Below are 15,071 nucleotides of genomic sequence, written 5' to 3' on the forward strand. Positions count from 1 at the left end.
GGGACCGCATCGTCGCGCCGCAGGCAACGCTGCGTTCCGCCCGCCGCGGCTGCAAACGCAGCCAGGCGGCCCCATGATGGGGTTCTCCCGCGCGAGTACCCGCCATGGCCGCCCTGCCCACCCTGTACGTCTCCCACGGTTCGCCGATGACCGCGTTGCAGCCGGGCGCCACCGGCGCGCGGCTGGCCGAGCTGGCGGCGGCGCTGCCACGGCCCCGCGCCATCGTGGTGGCCACGGCGCATTGGCTGGCGCAGGCGCCGCAGGTGGGCGGCGCTGCGCGGCCGGAAACCATCCACGACTTCCACGGCTTCCCGCCCGCGCTGTACCGGCTCGACTACCCCGCGCCCGGCGACCCGGTGCTGGCCGCCCGCGTGGCCGGCCTGCTGCAGGACGCCGGCCTGGCCGCGCGGCTCGATCCGCAGCGCGGGCTGGACCACGGCGCGTGGGTGCCGCTGCGCCTGCTCTATCCCGCCGCGGACATCCCGGTGGTGCCGCTGTCGATCCAGCCCGCGCTGGGTCCGGCGCACCAGTTCGCGATGGGCCGGGCGCTGGCGTCGCTGCGCGCGGAAGGCATGCTGGTGGTCGGCTCCGGCAGCATCACCCACAACCTGCACGACTTCCGCGCCGGCTACGACGCCGCGAACGAGGCGCCCTACGTGCGCCCGTTCACCGGCTGGATCGAGCGCACGCTGGGCGAAGGCGACACCGGCGCCCTGCTCGACTACCGCCGCCAGGCCCCGTTCGCGCAGCGCGCCCACCCCACCGACGAACACCTGCTGCCGCTGTTCGTGGCGTTGGGCGCCGCCGGCGACGGTGCGCGGGCGCAGCGCATCGACGCCGGCGTCGACCTCGGCTTCCTCGCGATGGACATCTACCGCTTCGACGGCGCGGACGCCGTCACTTGACGACGACCGTGCCGGTCATGAACGGATGCACCGTGCAGTAGTAGGTGTAGGTGCCCGGCTTGCTGAAGCGGGTCTCGTAGCGGTCGTTGCTGTCCAGCGCCCGCGACGGCGCGAACTGCCCGTTCGCGCTGACCACGGTGTGCGGCTCCTCGTCGCGGTTGATCCAGGTCACCTTCGCGCCGACCGGCACGGTCAGCGTCTTCGGCGTGAACATGAAGTTGCGGATCTCGATCTGGTTCGCGGCCGGCGAGGCCGCATGGCCGGCCGGCCCGGCGATGGCCGTCGCCATCCCGCCGCCCAGGGCCAGCAGCGCGCATGCCGCATGGACGATGCGCCGGCTCATGCCATCGCCTCCTCGGTGACGGCCAGCGCATCCCTGCCCTGCACGTGCCGCACGCTGCGGATGCCGAGGTAGCTGCGCAGCCGGTCGGGCGTCACGCCCTTCAGCGGGCCCGGCGCCGGTCCCTGGCCCGGCGCGGGTTGCGGGTAGGCCGTCGAGCGCGCGGTGTGGAAGGTGATGTTGCCTTCCACCTTCTGCTGGATCTGGTGGATGTGGCCGTTGAGCACGCTGACCGAACCGAAACGGCGCAGATAGCCCATCGCCTCCAGGCTGTCGTCGGTGCCCCAGCCCCAGGCCGGGTACAGCGACCACATCGGCATGTGCGCGAACACCAGCACCGGCGTCTCGGCGGACAGCGGCGCCAGGTCCTTCTTCAGCCAGGCGAGCTGCTCCGCACCGAGGAAGCCCAACCCGCCCGCCTTCAGTCCGAGCACGTTGACCAGGCCCACGAAATGCACGCCGCGATGGTCGAAGCTGTACCAGCCGCCGGGCTGCTGCCGCTCGCCGAAGCGGCGGAAGAATTCGGCGCCCTGGTCGCCGATCACGTCGTGCTCACCCGGCACGTAGAACACCTTGCCCTTGCCGGCGCGCGATTCCTGCATGATCCCCGCCACGGCGGCGAACTGGTCCGGCCGCGACAGGTGGGTGAGGTCACCGGTGTGCAGCAGGAAATCCGGCCGCACCGGCAGCGCGTCGACCTGGGCCAGCGCCGCGCGCAGTGTCGAGGCCGGGTCCGGGTTCGGCGCCAGGTGGAAGCCGATGTGCGAATCGCTGACCTGGGCGAAGCTGAAGGTGGCGTCCTTCGCCTCCGCGCCCGCCGTGGCGCCCAGCGTGCGCGCGTGCAGCACGCCGCCCTTCATCATCAGCAGGGTGCCGGCCCCGGCCCAGGCCATGCACTTGAGGAAGTCGCGGCGGCCTGCGCCGCCGCCATCGTGCTCGTTGTCGTGCTTGTCTTGCATGGTCGTCCACTCCACGGCGGGTAAGTGGGCATTGCCCTCTCGGCAGCACCCTTCGCCATGCCCTACCCGGCGCACGGGCGGCCTATTCCGGTTTCCCCGAGCCGGGAATAAAGTCGCTGGCGCCGCGGTATCCCCTTTCATGCCCATCGAAGCGCCAGCCGCCGTCCCGCCCCCGCCGCCCGCCGTCGGCGCGCGCTTCGAAGCCGTGGTGCTGCCGTGGCTGGACGCGGCCTGGAACCTGGCGCGCTGGCTGGCGCGCGACGACGCGGACGCGCAGGACGTGGTGCAGGAGGCGATGCTGCGCGCGCTGCGCTACTTCGACAGCTTCCACGGCGGCGACGCCCGGGTGTGGCTGCTCGCCATCGTGCGCAACACCTACTTCACGCTGCGGGCGAAGGCGCTGCCGCTCGAGCCGCTGGACGAAGACAGCCACCCGCTGGTCGACGAACGGGCCACGCCGGAGGCGCTGACCCTGCTGGCCGTCGACGTAGGCTCGCTGCGGCAGGCGCTGGAACGCCTGCCGCCCCCGCTGCGCGAGGCACTGGTGCTGCGGGAGCTGGAAGAGTGTTCCTACAAGGAGATCGCCACGATCACCGGACAGAAGATCGGCACGGTGATGTCGCGGCTTTCCCGTGCCCGCGAACGGCTGCGACTCGAACTGGCCCAACCTGCCCGGGGAGGCGCGACGCCATGAACTGCGACGACGCCCGGCGGCTGCTGCACGCCTATCTGGACGACGAACTCGACGCCGCCGGCAGCGCGGCGATGGCCGCGCACCTGGACGGCTGCGCGGACTGCGCCGCCCGCTGCCGCGAGCACGAGCGGCTGCACCAGGCGCTGAAGCAACCCGGCCTGTACCGGCGGGCACCGGCGGCGTTGCGCGAACGCTGGACGCCGCGGCGCGATACCGATGCGCCGGTCGCGCAACCAGCACCTTCCCGGCGGCCGCTCGCCTGGGCCGCGGCGGCCGGTTTCGCCGGCGCGCTGCTGCTGGCCATGCCGCTGTACCACGCCATGCAGCAGCGCGGTGCGACGGCCGATGTCCTCGTCGACGAGGCGGTATCCAGCCACCTGCGCTCGCTGCAGCCGCAGCACCTGATGGACGTGGTGTCGACCGACCAGCACACGGTGAAGCCGTGGTTCGACGGCCGGCTGGATTTCGCGCCACGGGTGGTGGACCTGGCCGGCGCGGGCTTCCCGCTGGCGGGCGGACGCCTCGACGCGCTCGACGGCCGCAGCGTGGCGGCACTGGTGTACCGCCGGCGCCTGCACGTGATCAACGTGTACGAATGGCCCGCCGCGGCGGCCGGGGCCTCGGCCGCGCAACGCGAGTCGCGGCGCAACGGCTACACCGTGCTGCGCTGGACCGACGCGGGCATGCACTACCTCGCGGTCTCCGACGTCGATCCCGCTGCCCTGCGCGAATTCGCCGCGGACCTGCGCCGGGGCGCCGGCACCGGCGACGCGCGCTAGCTAGGCACTCCTGGGCAGCGGCGGGTGGTTCGAACCCGAGGGGTCGCCCCAGTCCTCCGGCGTCAGCGGCGCCAGGCCGTGGGCGATGCGGCCCTTGTCGCACTGCGGGCTGTGCCGGCCGAATTCCCACGACGGCTCCACCTCGCGGCACACCGACGGCTTGATCGGATGGATGCCGCAGCGGGCGGCCACGCCAATGGTGCCCTCCAGCGCCACGCAGCGCGGCGATTTCGACTGCGTGCCGCGCATCACCACCCGGTGCGGATCCAGCTTCTCGGTGAGTTCGGCGGGCACCGTGCCGCCGAGGAACGGATCGGTCTCGGACCAGTGGAAGGCGATGCGGAAATGGGCGCAGCAGGCGCCGCAGCTCAGGCAGGGATGACTCATGACAAGCCGGCGAAAGCGCACCCCGAGGCGCGCAGCGGGCGGATTCTAGGGCCAGCCGGGGCGGCGCGGAAGATAGCGCGGACGTTCACCCCGGGCCTGCCAGGCGCAGGCCAGGGGACGCGTCGCGCAAGGCACGCGCCTGCTCTGGCTCCGGCCCCGCGGCCTGCCGCCCGGGACGGGCGGTCCGGCGGCTCAGGGCTCGCCGGCGAAGGTGTTGCAGCTGCCGACGTCGCCGCTGGCCATGCCCGCCTTGAACCACTTCACCCGCTGCGCCGAGGTGCCGTGGGTGAACGAGTCGGGCACCACCGTGCCGCGCGCCTCGCGCTGCAGGGTGTCGTCGCCGATCTGGCTGGCCGCGTTGAGCGCCGCCTCCACGTCGCCCGGCTGCAGCCACTGCAGGCGCTGCTGGGTGCGGTTGGCCCACACGCCGGCGAAGCAGTCGGCCTGCAGTTCCTGCCGCACCGACAGTCCGTCGGCGCCGTCCATCGGCACGCCCTGGCGTTGCAGCTGGCGCACCTTGGCGAAGATGCCCAGCTGGTCCTGCACGTGGTGGCCCACCTCGTGCGCGATCACGTAGGCGCGGGCGAAGTCGCCGCTGGCGTGGAAGCGCGTCTCCAGCTCGCGGAAGAAATCCAGGTCCAGGTAGATCTTCTGGTCGCCGGGGCAGTAGAACGGCCCCACCGCGGTGGAGGCCGCGCCGCAGGCGGTGTTCACCCCGCCGCTGAACAGGTCCAGGGTGGGGTCGGCATACTGGCGCCCCGCCGCGGCGAAGAGATCGCCCCAGGTCTTCTCGGTGGAGCCAAGCACCTTCTTCACGAACAGTTCCTGCTGCGGGTCGACCTGCGCCGCCTGGCTGGCGGGCGGCGCGGAACCGCCGGCCTGGTCGCCCTGCAGCAGGGCCAGCGGGTTCTTGAAGAACACCCAGCCCAGCACGGCCAGGATCAGCAGCCCGCCCAGCCCCAGCGGCCGGCCGCCGCCGAAGCGCGGGCCGCCGCCACCGCCGCTGTCGATCTCGACGTTGTTGCTGGTTTCGCCCTTCTGCCAGTCCATCGCCTGCCCCGCGCATGCGCCGCCACCGGCGCCCCTGCCATGACGATAGCGCCACGCGCGCGGCCCGGACAAACCGTTAAAGTGGGCCATCGTCGTCATGGAACCCCGTCATGCTGCAGCAACTGCCCGCCCTGGTCGTCCTGCTCGCCGTGCTGCTGCAGTTCGGCACGATGTTCGCGGTGGGCCGCGCGCGCGGGAAATACGGCATCCATGCGCCAGCCACCAGCGGCCACCCCGCCTTCGAGCGCGCCTACCGGGTGCAGATGAACACGCTGGAGGCGGTGCTGCTGTTCCTGCCCACGCTATGGCTGGCCGCGCGCTACGGCTTCGCCGGCTGGGCCGGGGTGGCGGGCCTGGCCTGGATCGTCGGCCGCACGTGGTACGCCCTGGCCTACCTGCGCGACGCCGCGCGCCGGGGCGGCGGCTACGTGCTGGGCATGCTGGCGTGGGCGGCGGTGCTGGTGATGGCCGTGATCGGGCTGGCCCGCGCCCTGCTGCTGGCCTGAGCCGATGGTGCGCGACCTGTCCCCCTCCCGCACCGCCGACGCGGCCGGTACATCGCCCGCCCGTCCGACGACCGCCCCACCGCCCCTGCCCTCCTCGCCGCCCCGCCTCCGGCCTCGGGCCCCCGGGCTGTGGGCCGCGTTGGGCCTGCTGGCGATGTACTTCCTGCTGCAGCTGGCCTTCGGCGTGGGCACCGGCTTCGTGGTCGGCCTGGTCGAGGGCCTGCGCCACGCCGGCGAACCGGGCGCACGCATCCAGCAATACGTGATGGCCGCGATGCAGCGCCCCGACATGCAGGTGGCGATGGTGGTGCTGACCGTGCCGCTGGCGGCCGCGGCATCGATGTACGTGGCCTGGCGCAACTGGCCCGCGCTGTGGTCGCTGTCGCCGCCGCCCGGCTTCGGCCTGGTGCGCGCGGCGCCCGCGCGCTACTACGCGGCGGCGGTGGCCCTGGGCCTGCTGTTGCCGCCGCTGGGCGGCCTGCTGACCCAGTGGCTGGCGCACGGCCAGCCGGTGGCGCAGAACGTGGAGCAGCTGGGCCAGAGCGCCACGCCCGGCCTGCGCCTGGCGCTGGCGCTGATGGTGGTCAGCATCGGCCCGCTGGTGGAGGAGGTGCTGTTCCGCGGCGTGCTGCTGTCGGCCCTGCTGCGGCGCCTGCCGGTGGCCGGCGCGGTGGTGGCCTGCGTGCTGCTGTTCGGCGCGGCGCACCTGCCGGGCCTGCACTTCAAGTGGTACGCGCTGCCCGACCTCATGCTGCTGGCCGCGACGCTGTGCTGGCTGCGGCTGAAGTCCGGCTCGCTGTGGCCGGCAGTGCTGGCGCACGGCCTGAACAACGCGGTGGCGATGGTGGCGCTGTTCGCCGCGCTGGCGCAGCATCACCCCTGATCGAGGCCCGCCTCGCGCAACAGCCGCGCGGTCTCGAACAGCGGCAGGCCCATCACCCCGGAATAGCTCCCTTCCAGGTATTCGACCAGGGCCGCGCCGCGGCCCTGGATGGCATAGGCGCCCGCCTTGCCGAACGACTCGCCGGTGGCCACGTAGGCGGCGACGGCCGCCTCGTCCAGCGCGGCGAAACGCACCCGCGACACGCACACCGCGTCCAGCTCACGCCCGGCGCCGACCAGCCACGCCACCGAGACCACCTCGTGGACGCGGCCCGACAGTCGCCGCAGCATCGCCGCCGCGTCGGCGGCGTCGCGCGGCTTGCCGAACACCTCGTCGTCCAGCACCACCTCGGTGTCCGCACCCAGCACCCAGGCACCGGCGGCGGTGCCCAGCTTCGCCAGTCCCGCGCGCGCCTTGTCGCGGGCAACGCGGCTCACGTAGTCCCGCGGCGGCTCGTGCGGCGCCCGCACTTCCGGCACCTCCACGTCGAGCACGGCGAAGGTCGCGCCCAGCTGTTCCAGCAGCTGGCGCCGGCGCGGCGACTGCGAGGCGAGATGCAGCAGGCCCGCGCTCACAGCGTGACGGCGTATTCGCGGAACTGGGTGTCGCGCTGCCAGCCCAGCGATTCGTACAGCGCCTGCGCGGCATGGTTGTCGTGTGCGGTGGACAGCGACAGGCTGGCTGCGCCCAGCGCCTTCGCGTGGGCCATCGCGGCCTCGACCAGGGCCTTCGCCACGCCCTGCCTGCGCGCCGCCTCCGCCACGAACAGGTCGTTGAGCAGGTAGGTGCGCACCATGCGCACCGAGGAGAACAGCGGGTAGAGCTGGGTGAAGCCCAGGCCCGCGCCCTGCGCGTCGTGCGCCAGCAGGATCAGCGATTCGTGGTGGCGGAAGCGCGCGGCGAGGAAGTCGCGCGCCCGCGCCGGGTCGGACGGCTGGCCGTAGAACCGGCGGTAGCCATCGAACAGCGGCGCCAGCGCGTCGAGGTCGTGGATGCCGGCCTGGCGGATCTGGAACGACATGGGTCTTCCCGGTTGCGATGAGGCGCCCAGCTTCGCACGGCTATCCGGCGCGGTGGTAGGGATGCCCGGCCACGATGGTCGCGGCGCGGTAGAGCTGCTCGGCCAGCACCAGCCGCACCAGCATGTGCGGCAGGGTCAGCGGGCCCAGCGACCAACGCTGGTCGGCGCGTTCGAGCACCGCGGGCGCGTGGCCGTCGGGGCCGCCGATCAGGAAGGCCAGGTCGCGCCCGGCCATGCGCCAGTGCGCCAGTTGCCGCGCCAGTTCCTCGCTGGACCACGGCTTGCCGCGTCCGTCCAGCGCTACCACGTGGACGTCGCGCGAGAGCGCGGCGAGGATCGCGGCGCCTTCGTCGTGCATTGCCCTGGCGTCGTCGCGCCCCTTGCCGCGGGCGCCGGGCTTCAGTTCCACCAGCTCCAGCGGCAGTTCGTGCGAGAGGCGCTTGCGGTATTCGGCGAAGCCCTCGGCCACCCAGCCGGGCATGCGTTCCCCGACGGCGATGAGGCGCGCGCGCATCATCGCCGTCCAAAGGCAAAAGCCGGCGCGCAACGCCTGCGTTCGCCTCCTCTCCCCTGCGGGGAGAGCGCCGCCCTGAGCGGGTCGAAGGGGATTGAGGTGAGGGGCGGGTGCTCGCGGAAGGGGCCACCGAAGCGACGCCTCGCTCCAAGGCAAACGTATCGCAAGGTTGCCCCTTCACCCCAGCCCTCTCCCCGACGGGGAGAGGGAGCAAAGGCTGTCGCCTCGTGGCGGGTCCGTCGCAGGGTTGCCCCCTCGCCCCGGCCCTCGCCCCAACGGGGAGAGGGGGAGGGTCGGCGCTCTCCCCGGAGGGAAACCCGGGCGCTCACCCCGCGCTCGCGGCGTCCAGTCCCGGCTCGCGGTCGCCCACCGTCCACAGCCGCTCGAGGCCGTAGAACTCGCGGATGCGCGGCAGCATCACGTGGACGATCACGTCGCCCAGGTCCACCAGCACCCATTCGGCTTCCTGCTCGCCTTCCACGCCCAGCGGCATCACGCCCGCCTTCTTGGCGAACTTCACCACTTCGTCGGCGATGGATTTCACGTGGCGGGCCGAGGTGCCGGAGGCGATCACCAGCAGGTCGGCGATGGAGGTCTTGCCGCGGACGTCGATCTCGCGGATGTCCTTGGCCTTCAGTTCTTCCAGCGCGTCGACGACGGTCTTGCGCAGGGCGGCCGTGCTGTCGGCCTTGGCGTTGCGGGTCGTGCTCAAGTGCGGGGGCCTCGCGGCGTGGTCTGCGCGCGGTGTGGCGCGGGCGCAGTATAGCCGCCCGCCGCCGCGGCCATGTCAAGGCCGCGGAAAGGCCCCGCGTGGGGATTCAACACAGCGCGCGTGCCGCGGTCTCGTACTCGTCCATCAACACGGCGACCAGTTCGGCGGCAGGCAGCGTGCGCGCCATCGCGGCGGCCTGGCCGCACCACTCGGAGAGCAGGTCGCCGCGCCCCGCCTGGGCGGCGGCGCGGCGCAGCGGGGCGGTGAGCGCGTTGAGGACGGGATACGGCGGCAGCCGGTCCGCCTCGGCCTCCATCGCCACCACGTAATGGTTGCGCAGGCCGCGCGCGGCGCGGCCGGAGAAGCTGCGGATGGTGACCACGCGATGCTCCTCCACGTTCGGCAGGTCGCGCTTCCACGCCGGCGCGGCGGCGGATTCCGGGCAGGCCAGGAAGGCCGTGCCGAGCTGGCTGGCCGCCGCGCCCAGCACCTCGGCGGCGAGCATGCCGCGGCCGTCCATGATGCCGCCCGCGGCGATCACCGGGATCTCCACCGCACGCGCGATCAGCGGCAGCAGCGCGAACAGGCCGACCATCGCCTCCTCCGGCGCATGCAGGAAGCTGCCGCGGTGGCCGCCGGCCTCGGCGCCCTGGGCGCATACCGCGTCGGCGCCGAGCTCGGCCCAGGCGCGCGCCTCGGCCACGCTGGTGGCGTTGCCGACCACCGCGATGCCGCGCTGCTTCAGTTCCCGCACCTGCGCCGGGGAAATCAGGTCGAAGGTGAAGCTGGCCGCCGCCGGGCGCGCCTCGCACAGCGCGGCGAACTGGTCGGAGAAGCGCGGCGCCCAGCGCGCCGGCAGCGCCGTGCGCGCATCAAGGCCCTCGCGCTCCATCAGGGCGTCGAGCAGCCCGCGCGCCCGCTCCACCGCCGCCATGTCGGGCGTGAAGTCGTCGGGCAGCACGAACAGGTTGATCGCGAACGGACGGTCGGTGGCCGCGCGTACCTGCGCGGCCTGGTCGAGGATGGCCTGCGGCTCCAGGTAGCCCGCGCCCAGCGAACCCAGGCCGCCGGCGCCGGAGACCGCGGCCGCCAGGGCCGGCGTGGTGGATCCGGCCATCGGGGCCTGGACCAGGGGGTGCTCGATGCCGAGCCGGCGCGTGAAGGAGGACATGCGGGCCACCGCGTGCGGGAAACCGCGGCCATTATCCGCCTGCCGTGTCGGCCCGGGATGAATGCCGTGCCGGGACGGGCGGCGCCCGCCCCGGCACGTGGCGGGTCAGCCGCCGTTGCCGTCCTTCTTCATGTCCATCGAGTCCTTCATCTTCATCGCGTCGTCCTTCTTCATCCTGTCGTCGTGCCGCATGGCGTTGTGCTTCTTCATCGCGCCGTGCTTCATCGCATCCTTCTTCATCATGCCGTCCTTGTGCATGGCGCCCTGCTTCATCGCGTCGTGCGACATGGCCGGGCCGGAGGAGGCGGGCATCGCGTCCTGCGCGGAAACGGGGGCGACGGCGAAGGCGCCGACGGCGGCGGCGACGGCCAGAGCGGCGAGCATGCGTGCGTTCATGGTGGTGTCCTTCGGAAGGAAAAAGGAAATGGAAACGGCTTCGCCGTCCCGTTCCTTGCTTCGCCCGGGCTGCCGCACCGGTTACGTCGCTGCCGCGGCAGCGTCAGTGCCGCGACAGCAGCCGCCCGCCCATCGCCGCGTTCGCCGCCACCACGATGCCCACCGCCAGCGCGTGGGTGAGCAGGTCGGTGGCGGCCGCGTCGAAGGAATGGCAGATCTCCAGCAGGCTGGCCGACGCGGCCGCGCTGGCCAGACCCACCAGCAGCGCGGTGAGCACCGGCCGCAGCGGGCAGGCGCGCCGCAGCAGCCACACCATCAGCGCCGACAGCGGGATCGAGAAGCTGACGATGAACACCAGGCAATCGGCCGACTGGTGCATGGTGGCGATGCTGGTGTCCGGCGCCAGCCAGGTGCGCAGGCAACCCAGGCCGCTGGCGCCGATCCACAGCAGCGCGCCGGGCAGCGGCAGCCACGCCCAGGCGCGCGAGCGCCCGGGCACGCCGAGCACGAATGCCGCCCACGCGGCGCAGACCGTGGTGAGCACCGCGCCGGCGGCGGCCCAGCCCAGGTCCGGCGCACCGGCCCAGCGCCGCAGCATGAGGCCGGCGCCGTAGTGCATCAGCAGCAGGGCCGCGAGCACCGCCACCGCCAGCAGCCAGCCGAGCGTGCGCAGCCACGGCGGCGGCAGCCGCCGCACCGGCGACAGCTCCGCGCCGAGCGCATCGATCAGGGCCTGGTGGCGTGGGTCGGACGACATGGTGTTCAGGGTTCTCCGTGCAGTCGACCGCGCAATGCCTTCAGCGCGCGGTGCAGGTTCACTTTCAGGGCGCCGGCGTTGCGCCCGGTGGCGGCGGCCGCCTCGGCCAGCGACTGTTCCTGCAGTCCCAGTTGCTCCACCGCCTGGCGCTGGCCCGGCGGCAGGCCGGCGATGGCCTGGCGCAGGCGCTGCGCCTGCTGCGTGCGTTCGCTTTCGGCGCTGGCGTCGTCGCGTCCGGCGTGCTGGTCGAGCGCGAGTTCGTCGTGCACCTCGCGGCGGTCGCGGCGGCCATGGCTGCGCAGGGCGTCGATCGCACGCCGGGCGGCGATGGCGGCCAGCCAGGCGTCGTACGAACGCGACGGGTCGTAGGTGTGGCGTACACGGTGCACGGTGAGCAGGGTCTCCTGCACCACGTCGTCCAGCGCGTCCACCGGCACGCCCTGGCGGCGCGCGACACTGCGCACCAGCGCCACCGAGTCGGCCAGCACGCGCTCGTAGGCGCGGCGGTCGCCGGCCTGGGCGGCGGCCATCCACGCGGCGCGCCGGTGGTCGGCCTGCTCGCTGGGACTGGCGGGTTCGGCGGACACGACGGCGCGGCGATCCGGTGGCGGAGAAAGTCCGTCATCTAGTACCCGGAAGCCGTCGGCGGTCAAGAGGAGCATGCGTGTCCGGAATCGTGGAACCCATCCAGCCATTCGCCGCGACCGCCGCGCGCGTTACCCTGCCACCGCCACCCCGGCGGATGTAACCATCGCCGGCGCCGCATCGAATATCCCGTCGAACCCCATCGGGAATTGCTAGCCATGATCGTGCTCCTGCTCGCCTACCTCGGCGGCGTACTCACCATCCTCAGCCCGTGCATCCTGCCGGTGTTGCCGTTCGTGTTCGCGCGCGCCGACCGGCCGTTCATGCGCAACGGCCTGCCGATGCTGGCCGGCATGGCGCTCACCTTCGCCCTGGTCGCCACGCTGGCGGCGGTGGGCGGCGGCTGGGCGGTGCATGCGAACCAGTACGGCCGCGTCGTCGCGCTGGTGGTGCTGGCCTTCCTCGGGCTGACCCTGCTCTCCACCCGTCTGGCCGAATGGATCACGCGGCCGTTCGTGGCGCTGGGCAACAAGCTGTCGCAGCGTTCGGCCGGCGACGGCGATTCGGTCTGGGGCTCCATCGGCCTGGGCATCGCCACCGGCCTGCTGTGGGCCCCGTGCGCGGGGCCAATCCTCGGCCTGCTGCTGACCGGCGCGGCGCTGAAGGGCGCCAGCGTGGGCACCACCCTCCTGCTGCTGGTCTACGCCGCTGGCGCCGCCACCTCGCTGGCGCTGGCGCTGGCCGTGGGCGGCCGGGTGTTCGCGCTGATGAAGCGTTCGCTGGGCGCCGGCGAATGGGTGCGCCGCACGCTGGGCGTGCTGGTGCTGTGCGGCGTGGCGGCGATCGCGCTCGGCGTGGACACCGGCCTGCTCACCCGCGTCTCGCTGGCCGGCACCAACCGCATCGAGCAGAAGCTGATCGACGCGGTGAGGCCGGTGCCGACCGCCTCGGCGGAACCCGCGCCGCAGGCCGGCCAGCCGCTGCCGGTGGAGGGCACGTTTCCCTCGCTGGCCGGCGCCACGCAATGGCTCAACAGCGCGCCGCTGGCGCCGGCGTCACTGCGCGGCAAGGTGGTGCTGGTCGATTTCTGGACCTACTCCTGCATCAACTGCCTGCGCTCGCTGCCCTACGTCGAGGCCTGGTACCAGAAGTACAAGGACCACGGCCTGGTGATCATCGGCGTGCACGCGCCCGAGTTCGCCTTCGAGAAGGACCCGGCCAACGTGGCCGCGGCGGTGAAGCGGCTCGGCGTGACCTACCCGGTGGCGCTGGATGACGACTACGCGATCTGGCAGGGCTTCAACAACGAATACTGGCCGGCCGACTACTTCATCGACGCGCAGGGCCGGATCCGCCACCACTATTTCGGCGAGGGCGGTTATGCCGAAGGCGAGGACGTGATCCGCCGCCTGCTCGCGGAGGCCGGCCAGACCGACCTGCCCGGCGGCTACGTGCAGCCCGGCGCCAAGGGGGCGCAGGCGGCCTCCTCCGGCGACGCCATGCGCTCGCCGGAAACCTACGTCGGCTATGCCCGCGCCGAAGACTTCGCCAGCGGCCCGGTGGCGCACGACGACGCCTTCGTCTACCGCGCGCCGGCGACGCTGGCGACCAACCAGTGGGCGCTGGACGGCCGCTGGACGGTGCACCCGCAGGACGCCACGCTGGAACGCGCCGGCGGCCGCATCACCTACCGCTTCCGCGGCCGCGACCTGCACCTGGTGCTGGGCCCCGGCACGGACGGCAGGCCGGTGCGCTTCCGCGTCACCCTGGACGGCAAGGCGCCCGGCGCCGACCGCGGCATGGACACCGATGCCGACGGCAACGGCACGGTGACCTCGCAGCGCCTGTACCAGCTGGTGCGCCAGGCCCACGGCACCGGCGAGCGGGTGTTCGAGATCACCTTCCTCGACCCGGGCGTGCACGCCTACGCCTTCACCTTCGGTTGATCGGTTCGGGACCAGGGAGTCCGCCATGTCACGCATCGACGACGTCGTCGCGATGGACCGCCGCCGCTTCCTCCGTTCCGCCCTGGCCGGCGGCGCCCTGCTCGCGGTCGGCGGCAGCCTCGCGCTGCCGCGCCTGCTCGCCGCGGGCAGCGGCTGGCCGCCGGGCCTGATCCGCACCGAACCCGGCGAGGTGCTGCTGGAGGTCTTCGCCGACGACGGCCGCGACCTCGGCGCGCGGCGCCTGCCGCGGCTGGTGCTGAGCGACGCCGAATGGCACCGGCGGCTGTCGCCGGCGGCGTTCGACATCCTGCGGCGCGGCGGCACCGAACGGGCCTTCAGCGGCGCGCACGAGCGGCCGGCGGCACGCGGCCTCTACCGCTGCGCGGGCTGCGCCACCGCGCTGTACGACGACGCCACCCAGTTCGACTCCGGCACCGGCTGGCCCAGCTTCTGGCGGCCGATCTCGAAGCACAACGTAGTCCAGCTCGACGACGACAGCCTCGGCATGGAACGCACCGAGGTGCGCTGCGCATGCTGCGGGGGCCACCTCGGCCATGTCTTCGACGACGGCCCGCGCCCGACCGGGCTGCGCTACTGCATGAACTCCCCGGCGCTGCGCTTCGTGCCCAGGGCAGCGGGCTGACAGGGGCGCAATGCCCCCGCACGGACGCGGCGCGGGATTGCCACGCCCGCGGCCAGGTCATATAATAAGAATCATTCTCAACTGCATCGACGCGCCCTCGCGCGCCGGTCCGTGGGAACGACCCGCCTGCCTGCGCCATCGCCGATCACGGAGGGATCGCATGGCAACCGGCCTCGCGGCCCATGACCTCGCACCCAAGGCTTTCGATGTCCACGCTCCATCCGCACCGCCTTCCCCGCGCCCTCCGTCGCGCCCTGTCCGGCCTGTCCCTGCTCGGCAGCCTGGCGCTGTCTACCCAGGCGCTGGCCGCCCCGGACGACACCGCGCCGCCGCAGGCCACCACGCTCAAGGGCGTCGAGGTCACCGCGAAGATCGCCAGGGACAGCGATTCGGCGACCAAGACCGACACCCCGATCGTCGCCATCCCGCAGTCGGTCTCGGTGATCACCGACGAGCAGATGAGCCGTCGCGGCATCCAGGGCATCGAGGAAGCGGTGTGGTACACCGCCGGCGCCCAGGGCGGCGGCTACGGCCCCGACGCGCGCAGCGACTGGCTGCTGGTGCGCGGCTTCACCCCGGCACGTTACCTGGACGGACTGGCCCTGCCCGACGGCTCCGGCACCGGCATCACCCGCATCGAGCCCTACGGGCTGGAGCGGCTGGAAGTGATCAAGGGACCGTCCTCGGTGCTGTACGGCGCGATGCCGCCGGGCGGCATGCTCAACCTGGTCAGCAAGCGCCCTACCGTGCAGCCGCTGCACGAAGTGGGCGTGGAAGTGGGCAGCTTCGACCTGCGCCAGGGCGAGTTCGACTTCGGCGGCCC

Annotated in this window: 19 protein-coding genes and 1 pseudogene; 8 read left to right on the forward strand and 12 right to left on the reverse strand. The window is 73.0% G+C overall.

The window, feature by feature from the left end; all coding sequences use genetic code 11:
* Nucleotides 1-104: 104 nt before the first annotated feature.
* Complete coding sequence (locus QMK61_RS04310; RefSeq protein ID WP_302070679.1) at nt 105-905, forward strand: class III extradiol ring-cleavage dioxygenase; 801 nt, start codon at nt 105-107, stop codon at nt 903-905.
* Here the strand turns inward: QMK61_RS04310 and QMK61_RS04315 are convergent.
* Nucleotides 898-1,248 carry a cupredoxin family copper-binding protein gene (locus QMK61_RS04315; protein WP_302070681.1) on the reverse strand — a complete coding sequence of 117 codons (351 nt, stop codon included), beginning with the start codon at nt 1,246-1,248 and terminating at the stop codon, nt 898-900. The two genes, QMK61_RS04310 and QMK61_RS04315, sit on opposite strands and share 8 nt — an antisense overlap.
* Nucleotides 1,245-2,204, reverse strand: coding sequence for a metallophosphoesterase (locus QMK61_RS04320; protein WP_302070683.1), 960 nt, complete (start codon nt 2,202-2,204; stop codon nt 1,245-1,247). The genes QMK61_RS04315 and QMK61_RS04320 overlap by 4 nt, the downstream gene beginning before the upstream one ends.
* A 139-nt stretch (nt 2,205-2,343) precedes the next feature.
* Here QMK61_RS04320 and QMK61_RS04325 point away from each other — a divergent pair, with 139 nt between their 5' ends.
* Both QMK61_RS04325 and QMK61_RS04330 read left to right on the forward strand, forming a co-directional pair.
* Nucleotides 2,344-2,898, forward strand: a complete 555-nt coding sequence (locus QMK61_RS04325) for a sigma-70 family RNA polymerase sigma factor (RefSeq protein WP_302070685.1) — start codon at nt 2,344-2,346, stop codon at nt 2,896-2,898.
* Entirely contained in the window at nt 2,895-3,677 is a 783-nt protein-coding gene (locus QMK61_RS04330) for a zf-HC2 domain-containing protein (RefSeq protein ID WP_302070686.1), read from the forward strand. The genes QMK61_RS04325 and QMK61_RS04330 overlap by 4 nt, the downstream gene beginning before the upstream one ends.
* Here the strand turns inward: QMK61_RS04330 and QMK61_RS04335 are convergent, their stop codons facing one another.
* Both QMK61_RS04335 and QMK61_RS04340 read right to left on the reverse strand, forming a co-directional pair.
* Nucleotides 3,678-4,064 carry a YkgJ family cysteine cluster protein gene (locus QMK61_RS04335; RefSeq protein ID WP_302070687.1) on the reverse strand — a complete coding sequence of 129 codons (387 nt, stop codon included), beginning with the start codon at nt 4,062-4,064 and terminating at the stop codon, nt 3,678-3,680.
* Between the two features lie 192 nt (nt 4,065-4,256).
* On the reverse strand, nt 4,257-5,114 hold the full coding sequence (locus QMK61_RS04340; protein WP_302070688.1) for a neutral zinc metallopeptidase: 858 nt from the start codon (nt 5,112-5,114) through the stop codon (nt 4,257-4,259).
* Nucleotides 5,115-5,227: 113 nt separating this feature from the next.
* On the opposite strand from QMK61_RS04340, the gene QMK61_RS04345 reads away from it, so the two are divergent.
* Together QMK61_RS04345 and QMK61_RS04350 are read left to right on the forward strand one after the other, a co-directional pair.
* Nucleotides 5,228-5,620, forward strand: a complete 393-nt coding sequence (locus tag QMK61_RS04345) for an MAPEG family protein (protein ID WP_302070756.1) — start codon at nt 5,228-5,230, stop codon at nt 5,618-5,620.
* A gap of 139 nt (nt 5,621-5,759) precedes the next feature.
* Complete coding sequence (locus QMK61_RS04350) at nt 5,760-6,503, forward strand: CPBP family intramembrane glutamic endopeptidase (protein WP_302070689.1); 744 nt, start codon at nt 5,760-5,762, stop codon at nt 6,501-6,503.
* Here QMK61_RS04350 and QMK61_RS04355 read toward each other — a convergent pair.
* From QMK61_RS04355 to QMK61_RS04390, 8 genes are all read right to left on the reverse strand, one after another.
* Nucleotides 6,494-7,066, reverse strand: coding sequence for a Maf family protein (locus QMK61_RS04355; RefSeq protein WP_302070758.1), 573 nt, complete (start codon nt 7,064-7,066; stop codon nt 6,494-6,496). The two genes, QMK61_RS04350 and QMK61_RS04355, sit on opposite strands and share 10 nt — an antisense overlap.
* 8 nt (nt 7,067-7,074) lie before the next feature.
* The gene (locus QMK61_RS04360; protein WP_302070690.1) at nt 7,075-7,524 is read right to left on the reverse strand and encodes a GNAT family N-acetyltransferase; all 450 of its coding nucleotides are present in this window, start codon (nt 7,522-7,524) and stop codon (nt 7,075-7,077) included.
* A 40-nt stretch (nt 7,525-7,564) separates the two neighbouring features.
* Nucleotides 7,565-8,038, reverse strand: a complete 474-nt coding sequence (gene rlmH, locus QMK61_RS04365; RefSeq protein WP_302070691.1) for a 23S rRNA (pseudouridine(1915)-N(3))-methyltransferase RlmH — start codon at nt 8,036-8,038, stop codon at nt 7,565-7,567.
* Between the two features lie 325 nt (nt 8,039-8,363).
* Nucleotides 8,364-8,750, reverse strand: a complete 387-nt coding sequence (gene rsfS / locus QMK61_RS04370) for a ribosome silencing factor (protein WP_302070692.1) — start codon at nt 8,748-8,750, stop codon at nt 8,364-8,366.
* A gap of 106 nt (nt 8,751-8,856) precedes the next feature.
* Nucleotides 8,857-9,921, reverse strand: coding sequence for a nitronate monooxygenase (locus QMK61_RS04375; protein ID WP_345783612.1), 1,065 nt, complete (start codon nt 9,919-9,921; stop codon nt 8,857-8,859).
* 105 nt (nt 9,922-10,026) lie between these two features.
* Entirely contained in the window at nt 10,027-10,317 is a 291-nt protein-coding gene (locus tag QMK61_RS04380; protein WP_302070694.1) for a pentapeptide MXKDX repeat protein, read from the reverse strand.
* 103 nt (nt 10,318-10,420) lie between these two features.
* The gene (locus tag QMK61_RS04385) at nt 10,421-11,074 is read right to left on the reverse strand and encodes an NrsF family protein (protein ID WP_302070695.1); all 654 of its coding nucleotides are present in this window, start codon (nt 11,072-11,074) and stop codon (nt 10,421-10,423) included.
* Between the two features lie 5 nt (nt 11,075-11,079).
* A complete protein-coding gene (locus tag QMK61_RS04390; RefSeq protein ID WP_302070760.1) occupies nt 11,080-11,604 on the reverse strand; it encodes a sigma-70 family RNA polymerase sigma factor in 525 nt (174 codons plus the stop codon).
* A gap of 273 nt (nt 11,605-11,877) precedes the next feature.
* Between QMK61_RS04390 and QMK61_RS04395 the strand changes: the two genes are divergently transcribed.
* From QMK61_RS04395 to QMK61_RS04405, 3 genes and pseudogenes are all read left to right on the forward strand, one after another.
* The gene (locus tag QMK61_RS04395; RefSeq protein WP_302070696.1) at nt 11,878-13,605 is read left to right on the forward strand and encodes a cytochrome c biogenesis protein DipZ; all 1,728 of its coding nucleotides are present in this window, start codon (nt 11,878-11,880) and stop codon (nt 13,603-13,605) included.
* 25 nt (nt 13,606-13,630) lie between these two features.
* Nucleotides 13,631-14,248 (forward strand): peptide-methionine (R)-S-oxide reductase MsrB, encoded by a 618-nt coding sequence (gene msrB, locus QMK61_RS04400; RefSeq protein WP_302070697.1) that lies wholly within the window; start codon nt 13,631-13,633, stop codon nt 14,246-14,248.
* Nucleotides 14,249-14,706: 458 nt separating this feature from the next.
* Nucleotides 14,707-14,904: pseudogene (locus QMK61_RS04405) on the forward strand (hypothetical protein); the annotation flags it as partial.
* Nucleotides 14,905-15,071 lie beyond the last annotated feature (167 nt).

Source organism: Fulvimonas sp. R45, from assembly GCF_030504985.1.
In the GTDB taxonomy this organism is placed as follows: domain Bacteria; phylum Pseudomonadota; class Gammaproteobacteria; order Xanthomonadales; family Rhodanobacteraceae; genus Rhodanobacter_A.